Genomic DNA, 18,704 nt, shown 5'->3' on the forward strand with positions numbered 1-18,704 from the left:
ACCAAGATAGCCGTTCTGGTATCTGGGTCTCCCGTAGGTAGTGAGTGTCGCCCGACTGCTGCTTCAACGACCGTATCTCTGTCCTTTCATTGGGCACACCAGGCGGTTGGCAGCTTTATTTTCAGTGCGGCGCTCGTTGTCCAGCCGCGTGAGGCGCGGTTGACCGAGGGGCCGAAAAAGGTACGATTCATCGTGCCCCACACGTCCAGGAGGCCAAGATGCGCCCATGCAAAAACGTGCCAATCCGGCGCGAGCGGCAGCCAGGCTGTTTCTAGCTGCCCTCTGCTTCGTTTGCTTGCTGGTCGAGCCGCCACGCGGCGGTGAACCCAGTTTGCCAGACGGCAGCGATCTCTCTTCGGAGGGAGCTGTTCGGGTCGCGACCAAGATAGCCGTTCTGGTATCTGGGTCTCCCGTAGGTAGTGAGTCCCTGTAGCAGTTGGGTGAGAGCGAACTGGTGATGCCCAACAACACAAGGAATATCTGTGAGTAGGCTATATAAGGATATTTGCAGCNGTAGGTAGTGAGTCCCTGTAGCAGTTGGGTGAGAGCGAACTGGTGATGCCCAACAACACAAGGAATATCTGTGAGTAGGCTATATAAGGATATTTGCAGCCAACGAACGCTCTATGGTGCCTGGCGGAAGGTACGCAGTAGCGCCTTCTTCTCCTCTTCCGATGAAATCAGGCGAGAGGCTGAAGAGTTCGAAAGTCGCCTCCCCGACTCCTTGATAGATATTCAGCGCGCCCTATCGAAGCAGACATTCATATTTCTCCAGCAAACTGGCGTCGCACAGAAGAAGCCAGGTGGGAAATCCAGGCCCTTGGTGTTGGCCCCCATCCCGAATCGTGTTGTCCAGCGCGCCATGCTCGACGTGTTGCAGCGTCGTGTCCGCTTCGTTAAGCGAGTTCTGGGTACTCCCACAAGCTACGGCGGCATTCCCGAAAAACGCGTAGCCATGGCCATCTCGGATGCACGGGAAGCAATGCGCGCGGGTGCACGATTCCACGTTCGGTCTGACATCCCCGGCTTTTTCACCAAGATCAACAAAGACCTGGTTCTTGGACTTCTTCGACCACATCTTAACTGTGAGGCTACCCTCAAGCTTTTTGAGGCAGCCATCAAAACGGATTTGGCCAATATCGACGACCTCAGGCGAAAGGGGCTCGACGCGATATTTCCAATCGGAATCGAGGGTGTTGCTCAAGGGTCTCCACTGTCCCCGCTGATAGCCAACATCTACCTTGCCGACTTCGACCTAGCAATGAACGCGAACGGCATCACATGTCTTCGTTACATAGATGACTTCCTGCTCCTCGGGGCAAGCCTTAGTGATGTAGACAAAGCATTCAATAGATCGCTGAAGGAGCTGGGCAAGATCGGGCTGAAGGCTTACGACCCACGGACAGACAAAGAAAAGGCCTCCCGTGGGGCCACCCAAACTGGGTTCGATTTCTTGGGGTGTAATGTCTCTCCCGGTCTGGTTCAGCCTAGCGAAGCGACGCGTAGGCGATTCAGGGCAAAACTAGACGCCGAATTCGCAGCAGCGTCACACGCCCTGCGCTACAACGCCCAGTACCAAGACGGCGATGGAAAGTACTCGTACTCATCCGCCCTTTACCGCATCGACAAAATTATCCTAGGGTGGGGAAAATCTTTCACGTTCTGCAATGGTGCCCAGTGCATGATCGCGTTGGATGACTTTATTTCACAAAAGCTTGTTCAGCTTGAAGCAGAGAAGATTGCTGTTCTGACCAAATCCGACAGAGCAGCGCGAAGAAGAATATTGGGCGTACGCCTCCTCACTGATACCCAAGGCTGAATCGTCCCCAGAGTCGCCATATTCGTCAGTGTCTTGACGGCATGTGATGACTCATCTTGAACATAGGAACACAGGTCATACGAAATGAAGTTTCTCGACGATATATTGCAGTCAATCTCCGGAAATACCAGAACAAAGGTCAACGACCCTTTCATCGGCGCGTTCATAGGGTCATGGATTATCTGTAATTGGAGTCACTTGGCAATCTTAATTTGGGGCGACGGGACTACTACAGAAAGGATTGACGCCCTCAGTAAATACCTAAAAGAAACCGATGTAATAGCGTTCAACACGATATTTGTTATTCCTTTATTTATGACAATTCTATTTTTGTTTGCTTTCCCTTGGCTGTCATTATTTTTGAAATCGATGCAGAAGTTTGCAAATGATCGACTGCACCAGCAAGCAATATTAATTGAGGTGAGTAAGACTAAGCAACAGGAAGCATTGAATAGGCAAAAGCTGCTAGCAGATCCAGATAAGAAATTTCTGGAGCAAAATGTTCAATTAGATATTGACCGACGAAAAGAATTAATTGAACAATTAAAATTAAGAAGCGCAAAATTTAAAGAAAACGCTGAAGCGGCTGCGGCTGCATCTGAGGCAGCATTAGCCGCAGCGACCGAAGCCAAAAGCCGAGCAAATCAAGTTCAATTGGACGAGGAGAAAAAACAACAGCATGCACTAATCGAAAGACAACGATTTACTGTGGCGAGTGCTAGGTTAAAGTCAGCACAGGCATCAAATCGTTTTCCCTCATCTTATAGCTTCATGCTTGCCATCGAGGAAAGCCTGAAAGCGGACGGTATTCAATTATCCCTGGCCGGATTAGGTGAAGTTGTAGCAACAATATTTGGCTATAAAGACTTCCAGTCATTAATTTTTGACGAGAGCTTCAACAACGAAAAACTATCACAGGTTATATATATTATCTACGACCCTAAAGAACTTGCTTCAAGTCTTGAAAGTATCGTTCAAGATGAAGGGTCGGATAATGAGAGCCTAGAGGCGGATCTACTATACGATCATGTCATCTCTGTCTTTGAAGGCTTAGAATATAAATTAATTACCGATGACCAAGTAGAAGAGTTGTGTAGAGATATCTGCGAAAAAAATCAGTATGACTTACTGCATAGCGATGAATTATCCGGGCCCATCGCAGAGTCAGATACTATATACGATGAAATCGAGATTAGTGACTTAGAATCCATTGAGTTTGATGCTGGGTTTAAAGTTGTTTTTTCTGGCTCGGCAAGTGGTACTCATAGAAAAGATGACGATATACCTGGCCGCGATATTGAGTTTAGCGTCGAGATTAAAAATACCTTATTGCTTGGCACAAAGGCTTTGGGGGAGTTTGAGGTTGGTGAGGTGACAGGAAGCTTGGTTGACTACCATTATGAGGGAGAAGACGAAGCTGAAGCTCATTAGCAAACAGACATCGCACCCTTAGTTGCAGAAAGTGCACCACGAGCAACTCGTATAAATATGCGAATAGGCATTGAGAACAACCTATTCGCAAGGCGAACAGTCATCAGTCGCTGCGCTTTGATAGTCCACTTCTGGCCGAGCACTGCCGTACTAAACCGGCAGTGCTCGGCCAAACAAACTCTAATGACGCCCTAAACCGACTGTCGCTGGAGTCAAGCCATCCTCTTCGAGAGAGCTTGCCGCACGAAGTCACCGAACCTCCTCGAAACCCAGGTGCAGATGTCCACAGTCTTAGCTCCAGCTTTAAAGTCCTTGTGATCGGCAGTAATCACAAGCAGGCCTGTACCCGTAGCGCAACGCAGAAGCCACATTGGGGCATGTGAGCCCCACGGCAGTGCCATCGACACTTTGATACCTAGTCACCCCATGGAATCACTTTAAAGTGGCGGAAATTCGATTCCGCGAGAGCCAAAATGTCACCTACTGATTTTCAATTCCCCACGCTTGGTCACTTCAACAAAGTTCTGTGTGACTGCCTGGGACTATGGAGCAGCGATAGTAAGAGTGTCGAATTTCATGTGCCCGCCAGCGAACAGGCTAGGCGGGTAGCATTGAGATCTGCATTCGAGGCAATTAAGAGAGGAGATGGCACCTATGGATCTCTCGACGAGCTTGTATCGGTCACGACTCAAATCGCACCAGAATCAAAACAGGAAGTAAAAAAGAGCAAGACCATTCAATCCTATGTGTCCTATCTAGCCAAAGAGGATTACTCCTCATATGAGGAACTCAAGGAGTTAACAGGCTATATTGAGATTCTCACCCATGAGAAATACGGCACCTCAAAAGTTTCCGATCTTGCTGCAAAACTCTACACGTCAGCGTTACTACACTACAGAGAGTTCATAAGGGAGTACTCGGCGACATCTGAAGACTGTATTGACGCCTACCAAGGTTTTCTTGCAGGCACAATGATCGACCTAGTCAGAGCTATTGCCGACGTGGATCCAAGGCCAATTAATAAACTTGGTAATAATACAGAGACAAGTAGATGGCCTCTGCGCGATTTTATTGAAAACGCCTGCAAGGAATACGGGGTAACGCCGTACAAACTGCATCAATTTCACGCACTCCGTAAGAATACTATTAACAATAGGCTGACTGATGATGAGTTGTGGACGCTAGACTTCACGTCAAAACCAGTTAGCACGCAGTCAAAACAGCTATTTGAGCGAATGAGTAAGGGAGGAAAAATTAAATGGGAAGTTATTCATCCATTTCTCAAACCACTTGCCTCCCTTGTGCCGGTAGAGGAAGAAAAGCAGGATTTTGCCAACAAAGCCTTTTGTGCCTTTGTTTCCCACAACCTATATATGCATGCCGCTGAGATAGGCGACTTTGCCCCCAGCACTCAACCCCAATACCCAAAGACTAAAGCTCTAGACAGTGCCACTCCAATCAGCGACTGCATTGATCAAATACTGCATGATTGTGTAGTCGATCAGAACTTACTGGGTGCTGCGTTTGGAGCGTACCATGAGCTTTTGACAAGACTTAGATCAACAGGGGAATTTCTTTCCTGCGACACCACCATACCTGACGCTCTTGCAATTCTATACAGAAAGGATTATCTGAAGTTTTTTGATGGGGAATGGCAAACTAACTTAACAAACAGGCCATCGTGGATTGAAGACTGGTCATTGGCTAGCGGCTTCATGCTAACCGGCTCTAGTGAAAGCGCGCTGAAATATTTCAAGCAGGCACTTGAAAAGGCTAAGTATTCAGCAGGCCCTCTGTTTATTCCTTTTTATGTACAAATATGCGCATTCTGCAAGTCGCAGTTTAAACTGCTATCTCGCAATGGTGAGGAAGAGATATTTGACCGGTTTTATGATTCGCTGGGAGACGAGGCCGCAAAATATGCAGGCCTACTAGGGTACACCCCTGGTTCCACCCGAGATCCCGAAACACTTCTACCTAAGTTCAATCTCCCTGGAAAGAATCGTTTGATCATTCAGGAAATCGACATATTGACTGGATGGTTGCTTAACGGCAAGGAACTATAGAGTTTGCGTTCAGGGAGAGAAGGCGGTAATAAAGTTATGTTAACTGTTCCAATTGAACATGCACTTGATAACAGGCTGATGGGGCGTTCCGGGGTAAGCACCTCTCAGAACCGCCAAACCAGTTACCGCGCTTGCTTTGCCCCTGGCCACGATGGCAACGTTCAAGCAAGCACAGCTTCACAAGGACGTCACTTGATGCACCAGAAACGAATTGCTCTACTCATTGACTGCGACAACGTTAGCCACAGCGCCATTGAGGGCGTACTGGAAGAGCTTGCCAAGTACGGCATGGTGAACGTACGACATGCCCATGGTGACTGGAAGAGTGATGGGCTATCTGGGTGGGTGGATCGACTGCATCCGTTCGCCATTCGGCCCATGCAACAGTTCGCCTATACCAAGGGCAAGAACGCGACTGATGCAGCAATGATCATCGACGCGATGGATTTGCTCTACAGCAAAAATATCGATGCCTTTGCTCTGATGACCAGTGACAGCGATTTCACGCCACTGGCTCTACGCCTGCAAGAAAGTGGTTTTCCGGTGTATGGCTTTGGTGAGAAAAAGACCCCTTCGGCTTTCGTACATGCATGCACCTCGTTCATCTACGTGGAGAACCTTGTGCGGGACACAGACGACGGCAAGGTTTCCCAGGACGAACAACCCAGAAAGAAGTCTCGAAATGAGCTGCGTTGCGACACATCCCTAGTGCGCTTGCTTCGAAACGCGGCAGACCAAACAGCGGGCGATGATGGCTGGTCGCTTCTCAGTAGGGCATCAGACTACATCCATAACAACAGTTCGTTCTCTGTGGTGAACTATGGCTACCAGAAACTGGGCGACCTCATTCGTACATCTGAGCTGTTCGATGTTGAGATGCGCGGGACGGCCATGGTTATCCGAACCATTCGCAAGCAGTCACCAATACAGAGCCAAGAGCCTGCCCTTTCGACCTCTGCTTGACCTTATCTTGCAAGCAAAGTGCATGAATAGCCTCACGGAGACCGGCCTTGTGTAATCGGATACTACCTTTCAGCTCTCAAGACCTTGAGGCTGCCTCCCGCGTACTGGCCGATACTGCAAGAGGCCTTAGCGGATCCCAGATCGGCTGGCTGCTGCAAGATATCCGGGCTGAGGATGTAGACCCCGGCAATACCAAATGGAAGCGCCTCTACAACGCCCTCGCCGCCGTCCAAAACAAGCACCAGGTCGGCAATCATCTCATTCAGTTCATCAACGCAGCGATGAACCCAGTGAGCTATGCCAGAGACCGTGAATCCTTCATCTGGCGACGCAACGAACTCAATGTGGTTCTGGCGTTTTCAGGCTTTTATGTACGCGACGACGGCAAGGTTGGCCATGCTAATCGGGCAGCGACCCTAGACGCCGCTCTCGCCCGCGCAGGCAAACTCAAATCGGCCTTGGAAAACCGATCTGTACACGAGGAAGTCTATAAGTACTGCCGCTCTGAGCTACTGGATGAGAACTATTTTCACGCCGTATTTGAGGCGACCAAGGGGGTCGCACAAAGGATCCGCGATCTTTCTGGATTGGGCGGTGATGGCGCTGACCTAGTCAATAAGGCCTTCACTGGTCAGTCCCCCGTATTGGCACTAGGGCCGCTGAACACCGAATCCGAGAAAAGCGAGCAAAGAGGCTTTGCCAACCTGCTGATTGGTTTGTTCGGGGCAGTTCGTAACCCGCTAGCCCATGCGACAAAAACCAATTGGCCTATGTCTGAACAGGACGCGCTAGACATCTTCTCACTGGTGTCACTGGTTCACCGCAAGCTTGATGGTGTCCGACTGGCTGGAGACCAGTAGAACGCTCTCCTGGCGCTCAAACACTCCGATCAAGCTGAGCAATTCCGCTGGGACAAGCTGAATAAGGAGGCCGGCAAAAAAAAGACACTCCTGTTGCATCTTAGCTTGCCGCAGCACACGAAAGTGCAGCCGATTCATGACACGGTGAGGGCAGAGCAGTGGCCGCTCTCCAGACTGGATGATGGCCAACAAAAAACCGTCTAGCTGAGTATCCCCTCCGCGCTGACCAGCGTCCGGTTGCTCGCCAAATTGCTCGGTTGTCAGCAGTATATCCAGATGCTGACGTATGAAATGTCGTTAGAATATTGCTGACTTCATTACAGCCCTCTACTTGGCCGACATCATGTTATGGCGAGAAGTTGTTGAAGCTCATTAACTGCATCCGCCACTAATTTGTCATGTACTCCCTGGCCATATTTCCTGGCCAAATATATGGTCGCATCATCAAAGATAACTCGACATCTCATTGGGTCATCATAGAAGGGCAGGATAGTACACGGCGCGTCCAAAACAGCGAATTGGACATTACCATCCAACACAGCTCGATATTTTTCAAAGCAACCAAATTCTACTTCAGCCTTCCGGATTCGGCTTTTGTACTCAATTTTACCACCATAAAACGGATAAGGCTGATCAAAGCCAGTAGGCACCAAAGTTGCTGCCAGAACTTTTTCATAACTAATTTTTCTATCATTGGAACGAGAGCACTGAAATCCCTTACGAGGAACATCAAAATCACATACGATATTGGCGCTAAAGCCTGTTACCAACACTTTTCCAGAAACCCCGCCAGCAGCCATAGAACCTTTGACGGACTTTGCTATAACTTTACGACCCGCATAATTAAATTCTGCATGCGATTCAAAAATCTTTGCGACATACTCACCATCAACAGGCTTGGGTTGATCGTACCCGGTTGAAACAATATATGCAGAGATCATGATTTTTTAAAACTCCATATGGCTTTCCACCAAACTACTAGACAGACACACCTTTAGATAGTTTAAAGCTTCTGAGGGGCTGGATCACAATCACGAACTCACTGGAGGAATAGGCTCGTCCCAATCATCAAGAATCTTCTGGATCTCTTGCTGTTTCATAGCCTCCCCAGTGAAAGGCACAACACGATCAATACGCTCCATTTGCAGACCATGCAGCCGTATATTGTAAGCAATAGTATACCAACGCAGCTTCCATGCATTTTCACGGGCTTCTAATTGCTCAAGCCGATTTCGAAGGGCGATATTCTCATTGACAAGTTCCTGACTAGCCTTACTCCTCGACAGCTTAAGATGCAGTGGATTAGAGCGCGCGATAAATGCTTGCTTAGCCAAAACATAGGCTTTCTTAATTTCTGAATTAGCTTGAAGCGACTGCCGTGATAGCCCTGAATACTCAGCAATCATGGCCCACGTCACTTTGAATACCCTTCGATTGTGGGGCAAGGCAGCAAGGTACTTAACTATTCTCGCAACATCATGGCCTGAAATACGTTTTCTGCCACCGAGGTTATTAAAATTAGCCATGACCAACCTCTATCAGTGACAAATACCGTTCGTGATTAGCAAGGTAATATTCATAGGCCTTATCAATTTTAATCCGGTCTAGCTTATGCGCCTCTGGAACAATACTTTCCCAGTAAATTCCATACTGATCAAAATCCGCTTCACGCTCATCTGTTTCGCGAAGAAGCTGCTTTAAATTTTTAATTTTAGTGAACAGGTGCGAAACCCAAGACTCAACGCCACCCACTTTTCCCGCATGGGCATCAAAGGCATTACATAACACAAGAAGATTTGAGCAAATCTGCCGTTTTGCCTCAGCAACCTGCGCAGCTTGAGGCTCACCGTCAAGATTTGTGAGCCAAGAAAATTTCCCACAGCCACTAGAGCACTCTAGGTGTCTTGGACACGGCCCATGCGACCAGACATGCAGGCAGATTCCGAGGCCAAGGTCATGCACAGCACGAACTTCGGAGTTTAAATAAATTTCACGCTTGTCTACCGGCAAGTTCTTAGCCCGCTCTGGTATTGCACCGCCGACTTCTCCCAATTTTATTTTTTCGCGCACTTGGAGCGCGCGATACTGCGGCGAACTATGCTGATAGCTCTTGGTGTCTGCGGCATATTTCCTTCCAAAATACTCTGTCTGCATTAAGTCAGACAGACCACCTTTATCCAGCGCATCGTTGAGCGTGTGTCTAAAATCATGCGACGTGAAATTTTGATCAAAACAACCCGAGCAAAACTCGGTCGTTATTTTATCTATATTGCGCATAGTAGTTGTCAGCATCGCATGCGAGATAGGTCGAACGATCCAGTGCGCGTAAAAACCACTACTAACACCATATTGCCGAAGGAACAATATATCCGCAAAGCCATACTTGCGATCCTCAACAATAAACAATGGCGCGAACATCGATGGACGGTAGTAGACTTGGCAATATTCGACAACATCTTGCTTTGAAACGTAATTATGAGGGCGACCGCCCTGTAACGATGCGCAAAGCTTAACTTTGTCATTCTTAGCAAACCAGCCTTAACTTGACAAACATTGCTTAGGAAGACCTAACGCCACTAGATCTTTCTTTAACAATGGCTTAGCATCTGGAATCCCCGCCAAAAACCTCAAATCAGGGCCATGCCTTTTTAGCATTTCTTTAGCAGTGGAATATTCCGACCTAGAAGACCACTTTATCTCAGCAACCACATCGCGCAACAACTTACGAGTTAAAGATGGGATCGGGATCAGCAAATACTTATGCTGCTCTTTAACTCCTACAATCTTTGTTTGCACATAGCGCAAATAGTCGCCATCCGCGCGCTTGACAATACACTTCTTAGGCAAGTAAGCGATTTCAGAGAAACGCCTACCGACGCAAAACAAGAGAACCAATAGCAGGATATAGATACGATGGACATGATTCTTTGGGAATTTTTCATATAGTTCCCCGAGTAAAGCCAAGGATCTCTCGCTGAGTACCCTACTGGATTCTGTTTCCAGCGCAGCCACACTATCCAAGCGGAGATTACTGGATCCTCCATAGGCATCTGGCCGTTCCACATTCCAGAATCTATAGCCCGAAAGATCTACGTGGCAAAGCCCATAGCGCGCGCACCATTTGCGAGCAAATTCACCGACCATGCAACACATCTTGTACTGTTGACTTTCAGAGTCAGTAGCCCCTTTGATAAGCTCGCAAGCCTCATCTAGCACCTCCGGAGTAACAGCAGAAAGTGCACGCGTGTTGGCGCAACGGGCGACATATCTCATGGCAGACATGAACGTCCGGTGTGATGTAATGGCCCGAGCTTTTTGATGTTGTCGCAGCACAAAGATGGCCTTTGCCGCCTCCTCCCACTGCTCCCCCACTACACCTGCTGGGGTATCCGCCTCTAGAAAGCTCATAGACGCTGTAACTACATTTCGGCCAGTCAAATTAAAAACTGATTCGGAAACACGCCACGTCGAAGATGACCACTGCTCCAGTTCAACGCCAACGGTTGCGAGACACAGCTTGGCTTTCTCGATCAGAGCCTCAAGCCCACCTGGGGATAAATGTCCTGATCTAGCGGCGGCAGCCTTAGCGCGTCGGCTAAGATGAGTGGTGCGGGCCATCTAGGGTGCCCCTATCGCACATGGACACCACCTGGGCAACCGCCATAATCACGTCTGCCAATCCCACTCCTACCCCTTCCGGGCTACGGATTGCCTTTTGCATGCGCAGTAACTGCTCCAGCACGCGCTCATGAACCGTGGATCTGAACGGCACAAACTTGGGGCAGAGATAGCAGCTCCATGGCGGGAAGCGGTGACACGCCGACTCCAACCCACAACCGCCCATCGCTTCCACAGCACCCGACTTTTCAAACTGGGCGATAACCCGGCGATCCGAAGCGATCAGGTGTTCATCGACCGGATTTGCACCAAGAAATGCGTTGACCTTGGATGCGAAGTGAATCGCGGCAGCTTTATCCAATGTTGTCCGCATGTTGGTTAGCAGCGTGAAGTACACCTCAACATTTTGTACATCCGAATGATCAAGTCGTACCGCCAGTTCCTTGCGCGATACACCCATGGCGGCGTAGATACAGCCGACCGTGTAGCGGAAACGCCTTGGCGTGAGGTGCATGATCTCGCCGGTCAACGGCGAGACTAACTTGACCCGCTCAGCAAAATCCGAAAGCAGCCGACTAAACTGACAACCGTACAGCCGATACACAGGGGCATACATACCCACTCGTAAAAACACGCTATTAGCCCGTGCACGACGGAAGAGCGGTCGATCAGTGCTGATCAGTTCGCCATTGACTTCTACTTGGTTACTCAACTCCTGATTCTGTTCAATCAACGCCTTGACATGGTGTAGCGTATTCGACTCCACAGACTCAGCCATAAAATCTGAGCGGTGGCTGATATAACGTTTTTTGATTCGCGGGATATTCAGTGTCCACAGTGGGCTATCCGGCATATCCAGCGCATCAAATAGATCTTCTTCATTCAAGGCCGTGTAGTTAGCTGCATTTCGACCGTAACTTAACGACAGTGCGACCGCAGCCCGTTGCTGGTAATGCGAATATTCACTCCCTGAGTCATTTTCCAGCGCTCGCGAAATTAACGGAGTTTCAAAGTCGGGGTGCAAGGCTCCTCCGTGTGAGAACTCCTGACGAACCGCCTCACCTTTGGGGTTACCAGGGATCGTCATCTCCTGCAACTCATCGGCATACGCGGCACTAAAACCGAGTTCAGGATAATGTTCGGCAGCCCAAATATAAAACTGTACAAATCGATAAATATTCCAGAGCGAACCCGCTTGAGTGTAATGAGCCATAACCCATTCGACTTGTGAGATCAGCGCCTCCTCTAAAATCTCGGGATATTCACACCTTGAGGATTTCGACAAAAATTCTCGAAATTTTAGAATACGGACAATATCGTTCCACGCATTAAATCCCGCTATTGAGGAAACACACCTAACCTGATGCACAACAAACTTAACAACTACCCAATTCAGAATTGGACACAACACTTGCCTGAGATTAATAACCCCTCTCGCCGACTCTATCGGCAAGTACAGTCGCCCTTCACGCTCATCCATGAGCGCTTTACGTCCTTCACGCGTGATAAACGACTCCGGAAGCGCTTCCCAGCCATTGTCGAAAATCAAGTCTTGGACGTGTGGAGAGTTAAACGGGGACATCGTCTGCCCCCCTTGAACCCGCCACTTTTAACCAATACGACCTCTGTGCCTCTTCGCTTTGGCCTTGGTAGTCGATATAGGTATCCTGAGACTCACGCCCCGTGTCGCCGCGCAAGTACATCAAAATAGCCCGAATTTCATCTTCGCTACGCCCTTGGAACTTCAGCTCACGATGGACACCATCCGTGAAGGTGTGCCGCAGTGATTTAGCACTGAGATTGCCTGGTAGCTTGCCTGGATAGGCCCTCCTGACCCGCTTAAAGATGGCCTGCACGCTGGACTCGGAAAGCGGCTTTCCGTCCCGACTTAGAAAGAAAAAGCTGTTGGTTTTGCCGCTTGCTCTCCGGACGGCAATCTCCCTGGCCTTCATTGCATAGCTATTCAGCAGTTTTTCGAGCCGGGGATAATCGAGCACCAATATCCGGCCAGCGCGCTTCACCGAAGCGGGGCAAGAGCGGGTGTCCTCTGCGCAAAGCCTACGACGCCGCACGCGCACATTAGTCAGAGCGCCAAATTCCACATCGCACAGACGAAGGCTCAGCACTTCGCCTGGCCGCAGGCCTAGCAACAGCATTAAAGTAACGATTAAATAGTTCCGCAGTTTCGTCTGTGGACTCGAAACCAACATAGTACTTTCTGGGTCTAACACATCTTGCAGAAAGCGCGCCTGCATAACAGTTAGTCCCTTTTTTACTTCGTTATTCGAAGGCTCTTTGCTGTGATACCCATCGTTAAGGGTATAACTCACCTTTTCCTGCACTTTACTGATTGCTTCCCTTCGTGCCTCCCCCAACTCTTGATCACTTAGCACCGCATAAAAACACCAGTTGAGGAAGCGCAGCACCGTTGAAAGACGCTTGTTGAAAGTGTCCGGCCTAACTGCCAACTTAACAATCTTCTTGCCTTTACGCTGACCGCGACGCAAATACTCTATCAGACTACTCGTGAAAGCCTCTGTCCAAAAACGGCCTGACCGAATCAACTCAAACAAATCCTCCCCTCTACTCTCCAACCAAACATATAGCGGGGTCAGTTCTTGCACATAATTATTTAAGGTATTTAAAGACCTATTTCTTCTGGTCAAAATCCACTCATTAACCGCCACGACAGGCAAACCTTGACTATCCAAGAGCATTGGCAATCTTTCACCATTTTTAAGTTGAACCTTTACAATGTTCATAGTTGATGACCCATCGTTAACCATCAATGAGTAAAGGTGTAGCCACCCACAACAACTACGTCAACACGAAGAGCAACTATTTTTACACTTCTCACAACTTGTCAATATATATTAATTAATATTAACCACCCCAGAAAAGCAAAGTCGCACGCAAAAAAAACCCCAGAAAGCTTTACACTTTCTGGGGTTGTATTTTTGAAAACTCTTTTAGCCTCAGAGCATTACGTTCATTAAGCTAACAGATCTCAAATATGTCTGCCCTAGAACGGGATGTCATCATCGAAGCTGTCGAAATCCGCAGCAGGCTGAGGTGCTTGTTGCGGTGCCGGGCGCGGAGCTGACTGCTGTGGCTCGCGCTGCGGCGCAGGACGCTGCTGACGCGGAGCGGAGTCGCCGCCACCGGCGTTATCCGGACGACCGCCAAGCAGCTGCATGGTGCCCTGCATGTCGACGATGATCTCGGTGGTGTAGCGCTTGATGCCGTCTTTTTCCCACTCACGGGTCTGCAGCTTGCCTTCGATGTACACCTGCGAACCTTTGCGCAGGTATTCGCCGGCAATCTCGGCCACCTTGCCGAACAGCGACACACGGTGCCATTCGGTTTTCTCGACCTTCTGACCGGTCTGCTTGTCGGTCCACTGCTCGCTGGTCGCCAGGCTCAGGTTGGTGACCGCGTTGCCGCTCGGCAGGTAACGGGTTTCCGGGTCCTGTCCGCAGGTACCGACCAGAATGACTTTGTTAACCCCACGGGCCATAACGTTCTCCTAGGCTTTCAGCACGCCACCGGCGCCGGCTCTATGAGGCGCTCAAGGGACGTGCGGTCCAATTGTTGGGTATCCACTTTGATATAGATGGCCGCTTCGTCGCGCACCACTACGGCATCCGCCACTCCGGGCACAGCCTGTAAACGCTCGGCCAATCCCGCCTCTTGCAATGCCGCAGCTGAAAGCGGCAGACGCAGGCTGGTGACATACGGCGGTTCGCGCATAGTAACAGCAAAGGCCAGCCAAAAAAGCGCCAGCAAGGCACAGCCCGCAAACACACCCGACAGGCTGTAGTGCTGATACAACCAGCCACCCAAGATGCCGCCGATGGCCGCACCGAGGAATTGGCTGGTTGAATACACGCCCATCGCCGTGCCTTTGCCACCAGCCGGAGCCACCTTGCTGATCAGCGACGGCAGCGAGGCCTCCAGCAAGTTGAATGCGGTAAAGAACACCACAGTGCCAAGCACCAGCGCACGCAGGCTGCTGCCGAACCACCAGAAGAACAGCTCACACAGCAGCAGCACACTGACCGCGCCAAGCAGCATCTGCTTCATCCTGCGTTTTTTCTCGCCATAAATAATGAATGGCACCATGCCGAAGAAGCCCACCAGCAGTGCAGTGAGATAGACCCACCAGTGCTCCTCCTTGGCCAGGCCGCCCTGCTCCACCAGCGCCAACGGCAAGGCAATAAAGCTGGCCATGAGGATCGCGTGCAACACCAGAATGCCGAAATCCAGACGCAGCAGGTCCGCATGCTTGAGGGTCGGCAGCAATGCCTGTTGGTTCACCCCGGACTCACGATGCTGCAACGGCCCGGCAGAGCTCGGCACCAGACCGGCGACGATAACGACGCCCAGCAGCGCCATAGCCGCAGTAGCGAGAAACAGACCAGAAAGGCCAAAAGCACGTGTCAACAACGGGCCAACCACCATGGCTACGGCAAACGACAGACCGATGCTCATGCCGATCATGGCCATGGCCTTGGTGCGATGCTGTTCGCGGGTCAGGTCGGAGAGCAGCGCCATTACCGCGGCGGAAATCGCCCCGGCGCCCTGAAGAATGCGTCCGGCAATTACCCCGTAGATCGAGTCGGCATTGGCCGCCAGCAGGCTGCCGGCAGCGAAGATCAACAGACCGACATAGATCACCGGCCGTCGGCCGATGCGGTCACTGAGCATGCCAAATGGAATCTGCAGAAACGCCTGGGTCAAACCGTAGGCGCCTATCGCCAGGCCGATCAACGCCGGCGTGCTGCCCTGCAACTCCATGCCATAGGTGGCCAGCACCGGCAGCACCATAAACATACCGAGCATGCGGAACGCGAACACCAGCGCCAGGCCACCGGCCGCACGGGTTTCGCTGCCGCTCATGCGCTCGCTGTGCAGATCATGCATGGAAAAGGCCCTGTCGAAATAGGCGGCGATTCTAGCAGCACTCAAACCATGCGGCACAGCAGTGACGCTTTGCCGCGCCCGCCTCCCGAGCCGTATACTCGGTGGTTTTCCGCCCGCCATGCGAGGCCGTTGTTTGTGGACAAGATTCTGATCCGGGGTGCACGCACCCATAACCTGAAAAACATCGACCTGACCCTGCCGCGCGACAAGCTGATCGTGATCACAGGCCTGTCCGGTTCCGGCAAGTCATCCCTGGCCTTCGACACTCTCTACGCCGAGGGCCAGCGCCGTTATGTCGAATCCCTGTCGGCCTACGCCCGACAGTTCCTGTCGATGATGGAAAAGCCCGATGTCGACACCATCGAAGGCCTGTCGCCGGCGATCTCCATCGAGCAGAAATCCACCTCACACAATCCGCGCTCCACTGTCGGTACCATCACCGAGATCTACGACTACCTGCGCCTGCTCTACGCCCGCGCTGGTATTCCACGCTGCCCAGACCACGATCTGCCGCTGGAAGCGCAGACCGTCAGCCAGATGGTTGACCAAGTTCTGGCCCTGCCCGAAGGCAGCAAGCTGATGCTGCTGGCCCCGGTGATTCGCGAACGCAAAGGCGAGCATCTGGCGATCTTCGACGAGCTGCGCGCCCAAGGTTTCGTTCGCGTACGGGTCAACGGCAAGATTTACGAGCTGGACGAACTGCCGAAGCTCGACAAGCAGAAAAAGCACAGCATCGATGCCGTGGTCGACCGCTTCAAAGCCCGCGGCGATCTACAGCAGCGCCTGGCCGAATCGTTCGAGACCGCACTGAAGCTGGCCGACGGCCTGGCCCTGATCGCACCAATGGAAGGCGAGGAAGGTGAAGAAATCATCTTCTCCGCGCGTTTCGCCTGCCCGGTGTGCGGCCACTCGATCAGCGAGCTGGAGCCCAAGCTGTTCTCCTTCAACAACCCGGCCGGCGCCTGCCCGACCTGCGACGGCCTGGGCGTGAAGCAGTTCTTCGACACCAAGCGCCTGGTCAATGGCGAACTGACCCTGGCCGAGGGCGCGATTCGCGGCTGGGACCGGCGCAATGTCTATTACTTCCAGATGCTCGGCTCTTTGGCCGCGCATTACGGCTTCAGCCTGGAAGTGCCTTTCGACGACCTCAGCGCCGAGCACCAGAAGTGCATCCTGTTCGGCAGCGGCACGCAGAACGTTGACTTCAAGTACCTGAATGACCGTGGCGATATCGTCAAACGCTCACACCCCTTCGAAGGCATCGTGCCCAACCTGGAGCGACGCTACCGCGAGACCGAATCCACCAGCGTGCGTGAGGAGCTGGCCAAGTTTCTCAGCACTCAGGCCTGCCAGGATTGCCGCGGCACCCGCCTGCGCCGCGAAGCACGCCATGTATGGGTCGGCGAGAAGACCCTGCCGGCGGTCAGCGGCCTGCCGATTGGCGACGCAACCGAATATTTCGGCAGCCTGACACTACCTGGTCGCCGAGGTGAAATCGCCGAGAAGATCCTCAAGGAAATCCGTGAGCGTCTGCAGTTTCTGGTCAACGTCGGCCTCGACTACCTGACCCTGGATCGCAGCGCCGACACCCTGTCCGGCGGCGAGGCGCAGCGTATTCGCCTGGCCAGCCAGATCGGCGCAGGCCTGGTCGGGGTGATGTATATCCTCGACGAGCCGAGTATCGGCCTGCATCAGCGCGACAACGAACGCCTGCTCGGCACCCTGAAACACCTGCGCGACATCGGCAATACGGTGATCGTGGTCGAGCATGACGAAGATGCCATCCGCCTGGCCGATTACGTGGTGGATATAGGCCCAGGCGCCGGCGTGCATGGCGGACAGATTGTCGCCCAGGGCACCGCTGCCGAAGTCATGGCCCACCCCGATTCGCTGACTGGCAAATACCTCTCCGGCCGGGTGAAGATCAAAGTGCCAGCCAAGCGCACGCCACGAGACAAGAAACTCTCACTGAAGATCAAGGGCGCGCGCGGCAACAACCTGCGCAATGTCGACCTGGAAATCCCGATCGGCCTGCTCACCTGCGTCACCGGTGTGTCCGGTTCGGGCAAGTCGACGCTGATCAACAACACCCTGTTCCCGCTCAGCGCCACCGCACTGAATGGTGTCACCACCCTGGAAGCCGCAGCCCACGACAGCATCGACGGCCTGCAGCACCTGGACAAGGTGGTGGACATCGACCAGAGCCCGATTGGCCGCACACCGCGCTCGAACCCGGCAACCTACACCGGGCTATTTACACCGATCCGTGAACTGTTCGCCGGCGTCCCGGAATCACGCTCGCGCGGTTACGGCCCTGGGCGCTTCAGCTTCAACGTCAAGGGCGGTCGCTGCGAAGCCTGCCAGGGCGACGGTTTGATCAAGGTAGAAATGCACTTTCTGCCGGATATCTACGTGCCCTGCGACGTGTGCAAGAGCAAGCGCTACAACCGCGAAACTCTGGAAGTGAAGTACAAGGGCAAGAGCATCACCGAAGTCCTCGACATGACCATCGAAGAGGCCCGCGAGTTCTTCGATGCTGTGCCAGCTCTGGCGCGCAAGCTGCAGACGCTGATGGATGTCGGCCTGTCCTATATCAAGCTGGGGCAAAGCGCGACGACGCTGTCCGGCGGAGAGGCGCAGCGGGTCAAGCTCTCCCGCGAGCTGAGCAAACGCGACACCGGCAAGACCCTGTATATCCTCGACGAACCGACCACCGGCCTGCACTTCGCCGATATCCAGCAGCTGCTCGACGTGCTGCACCGTCTGCGCGACCATGGCAACACCGTGGTGGTGATCGAGCATAATCTGGACGTGATCAAGACGGCCGACTGGTTGGTGGATCTCGGCCCGGAAGGTGGCTCCAAAGGAGGGCAGATCATCGCCGTCGGCACGCCGGAGGAAGTCGCCGAAATGCCGCAGTCGCACACTGGCTACTTCCTCAAGCCGCTGCTGGAACGTGACCGCGACTAAGACCGCGCACAAGAAAAAGCCCCGCATGAGCGGGGCTTTTTCTTGGCTGAAGAA

General features: G+C 52.1%; 14 protein-coding genes. 6 read left to right on the forward strand and 8 right to left on the reverse strand.

Translation table 11 applies throughout. The annotated features are described in order from the left end of the window. Nucleotides 1-583: 583 nt before the first annotated feature. From ACIN8IBEIGE_RS20210 to ACIN8IBEIGE_RS20230, 5 genes are all read left to right on the forward strand, one after another. Nucleotides 584-1,819, forward strand: coding sequence for a reverse transcriptase domain-containing protein (locus ACIN8IBEIGE_RS20210; RefSeq protein WP_160016231.1), 1,236 nt, complete (start codon nucleotides 584-586; stop codon nucleotides 1,817-1,819). A gap of 84 nt (nucleotides 1,820-1,903) precedes the next feature. After that, nucleotides 1,904-3,250 carry a hypothetical protein gene (locus ACIN8IBEIGE_RS20215; protein WP_160016232.1) on the forward strand — a complete coding sequence of 449 codons (1,347 nt, stop codon included), beginning with the start codon at nucleotides 1,904-1,906 and terminating at the stop codon, nucleotides 3,248-3,250. 473 nt (nucleotides 3,251-3,723) lie between these two features. Further along, nucleotides 3,724-5,316: a hypothetical protein gene (locus ACIN8IBEIGE_RS20220; protein ID WP_160016233.1), complete on the forward strand. Its 1,593-nt coding sequence runs from the start codon at nucleotides 3,724-3,726 to the stop codon at nucleotides 5,314-5,316. 195 nt (nucleotides 5,317-5,511) lie between these two features. After that, nucleotides 5,512-6,279 carry an NYN domain-containing protein gene (locus ACIN8IBEIGE_RS20225; RefSeq protein WP_160016234.1) on the forward strand — a complete coding sequence of 256 codons (768 nt, stop codon included), beginning with the start codon at nucleotides 5,512-5,514 and terminating at the stop codon, nucleotides 6,277-6,279. 47 nt (nucleotides 6,280-6,326) lie between these two features. Beyond that, nucleotides 6,327-7,139 (forward strand): TIGR02391 family protein, encoded by an 813-nt coding sequence (locus ACIN8IBEIGE_RS20230; RefSeq protein WP_160016235.1) that lies wholly within the window; start codon nucleotides 6,327-6,329, stop codon nucleotides 7,137-7,139. A gap of 341 nt (nucleotides 7,140-7,480) precedes the next feature. Here the strand turns inward: ACIN8IBEIGE_RS20230 and ACIN8IBEIGE_RS20235 are convergent, their stop codons facing one another. From ACIN8IBEIGE_RS20235 to ACIN8IBEIGE_RS20270, 8 genes are all read right to left on the reverse strand, one after another. After that, nucleotides 7,481-8,080, reverse strand: coding sequence for a hypothetical protein (locus ACIN8IBEIGE_RS20235; protein WP_160016236.1), 600 nt, complete (start codon nucleotides 8,078-8,080; stop codon nucleotides 7,481-7,483). A gap of 90 nt (nucleotides 8,081-8,170) precedes the next feature. Further along, entirely contained in the window at nucleotides 8,171-8,665 is a 495-nt protein-coding gene (locus ACIN8IBEIGE_RS20240) for a hypothetical protein (protein ID WP_160016237.1), read from the reverse strand. After that, a complete protein-coding gene (locus tag ACIN8IBEIGE_RS20245; protein ID WP_160016238.1) occupies nucleotides 8,658-9,557 on the reverse strand; it encodes a hypothetical protein in 900 nt (299 codons plus the stop codon). Before ACIN8IBEIGE_RS20245 ends, ACIN8IBEIGE_RS20240 begins: the two co-directional genes overlap by 8 nt. A 120-nt stretch (nucleotides 9,558-9,677) precedes the next feature. Next, nucleotides 9,678-10,757, reverse strand: a complete 1,080-nt coding sequence (locus ACIN8IBEIGE_RS20250) for a hypothetical protein (RefSeq protein WP_160016239.1) — start codon at nucleotides 10,755-10,757, stop codon at nucleotides 9,678-9,680. Then, complete coding sequence (locus tag ACIN8IBEIGE_RS20255; RefSeq protein WP_160016240.1) at nucleotides 10,735-12,339, reverse strand: site-specific integrase; 1,605 nt, start codon at nucleotides 12,337-12,339, stop codon at nucleotides 10,735-10,737. Before ACIN8IBEIGE_RS20255 ends, ACIN8IBEIGE_RS20250 begins: the two co-directional genes overlap by 23 nt. After that, nucleotides 12,326-13,519: a site-specific integrase gene (locus tag ACIN8IBEIGE_RS20260; protein ID WP_160016241.1), complete on the reverse strand. Its 1,194-nt coding sequence runs from the start codon at nucleotides 13,517-13,519 to the stop codon at nucleotides 12,326-12,328. Before ACIN8IBEIGE_RS20260 ends, ACIN8IBEIGE_RS20255 begins: the two co-directional genes overlap by 14 nt. A 260-nt stretch (nucleotides 13,520-13,779) precedes the next feature. Then, nucleotides 13,780-14,274 carry a single-stranded DNA-binding protein gene (locus ACIN8IBEIGE_RS20265; RefSeq protein WP_160016242.1) on the reverse strand — a complete coding sequence of 165 codons (495 nt, stop codon included), beginning with the start codon at nucleotides 14,272-14,274 and terminating at the stop codon, nucleotides 13,780-13,782. A 17-nt stretch (nucleotides 14,275-14,291) separates the two neighbouring features. Continuing rightward, nucleotides 14,292-15,680, reverse strand: coding sequence for an MFS transporter (locus ACIN8IBEIGE_RS20270; RefSeq protein ID WP_160016243.1), 1,389 nt, complete (start codon nucleotides 15,678-15,680; stop codon nucleotides 14,292-14,294). A gap of 135 nt (nucleotides 15,681-15,815) precedes the next feature. Here ACIN8IBEIGE_RS20270 and uvrA point away from each other — a divergent pair, with 135 nt between their 5' ends. After that, on the forward strand, nucleotides 15,816-18,650 hold the full coding sequence (uvrA, locus tag ACIN8IBEIGE_RS20275; RefSeq protein ID WP_160016244.1) for an excinuclease ABC subunit UvrA: 2,835 nt from the start codon (nucleotides 15,816-15,818) through the stop codon (nucleotides 18,648-18,650). Nucleotides 18,651-18,704 lie beyond the last annotated feature (54 nt).

The organism is Pseudomonas sp. 8BK (genome assembly GCF_902506475.1).
In the GTDB taxonomy this organism is placed as follows: domain Bacteria; phylum Pseudomonadota; class Gammaproteobacteria; order Pseudomonadales; family Pseudomonadaceae; genus Aquipseudomonas; species Aquipseudomonas anguilliseptica.

Bases quoted from the DNA above. Each gene is read 5' to 3' on its own strand.
- ACIN8IBEIGE_RS20225 (WP_160016234.1), top strand. From the start codon at position 5,512: ATGCACCAGAAACGAATTGCTCTACTCATTGACTGCGACAACGTTAGC.
- ACIN8IBEIGE_RS20235 (WP_160016236.1), bottom strand. From the start codon at position 8,080: ATGATCTCTGCATATATTGTTTCAACCGGGTACGATCAACCCAAGCCT.
- ACIN8IBEIGE_RS20265 (WP_160016242.1), bottom strand. From the start codon at position 14,274: ATGGCCCGTGGGGTTAACAAAGTCATTCTGGTCGGTACCTGCGGACAG.
- ACIN8IBEIGE_RS20220 (WP_160016233.1), top strand. From the start codon at position 3,724: ATGTCACCTACTGATTTTCAATTCCCCACGCTTGGTCACTTCAACAAA.
- ACIN8IBEIGE_RS20255 (WP_160016240.1), bottom strand. From the start codon at position 12,339: ATGTCCCCGTTTAACTCTCCACACGTCCAAGACTTGATTTTCGACAAT.
- ACIN8IBEIGE_RS20240 (WP_160016237.1), bottom strand. From the start codon at position 8,665: ATGGCTAATTTTAATAACCTCGGTGGCAGAAAACGTATTTCAGGCCAT.
- ACIN8IBEIGE_RS20250 (WP_160016239.1), bottom strand. From the start codon at position 10,757: ATGGCCCGCACCACTCATCTTAGCCGACGCGCTAAGGCTGCCGCCGCT.
- ACIN8IBEIGE_RS20215 (WP_160016232.1), top strand. From the start codon at position 1,904: ATGAAGTTTCTCGACGATATATTGCAGTCAATCTCCGGAAATACCAGA.
- ACIN8IBEIGE_RS20270 (WP_160016243.1), bottom strand. From the start codon at position 15,680: ATGCATGATCTGCACAGCGAGCGCATGAGCGGCAGCGAAACCCGTGCG.
- ACIN8IBEIGE_RS20245 (WP_160016238.1), bottom strand. From the start codon at position 9,557: ATGTTCGCGCCATTGTTTATTGTTGAGGATCGCAAGTATGGCTTTGCG.
- ACIN8IBEIGE_RS20260 (WP_160016241.1), bottom strand. From the start codon at position 13,519: ATGAACATTGTAAAGGTTCAACTTAAAAATGGTGAAAGATTGCCAATG.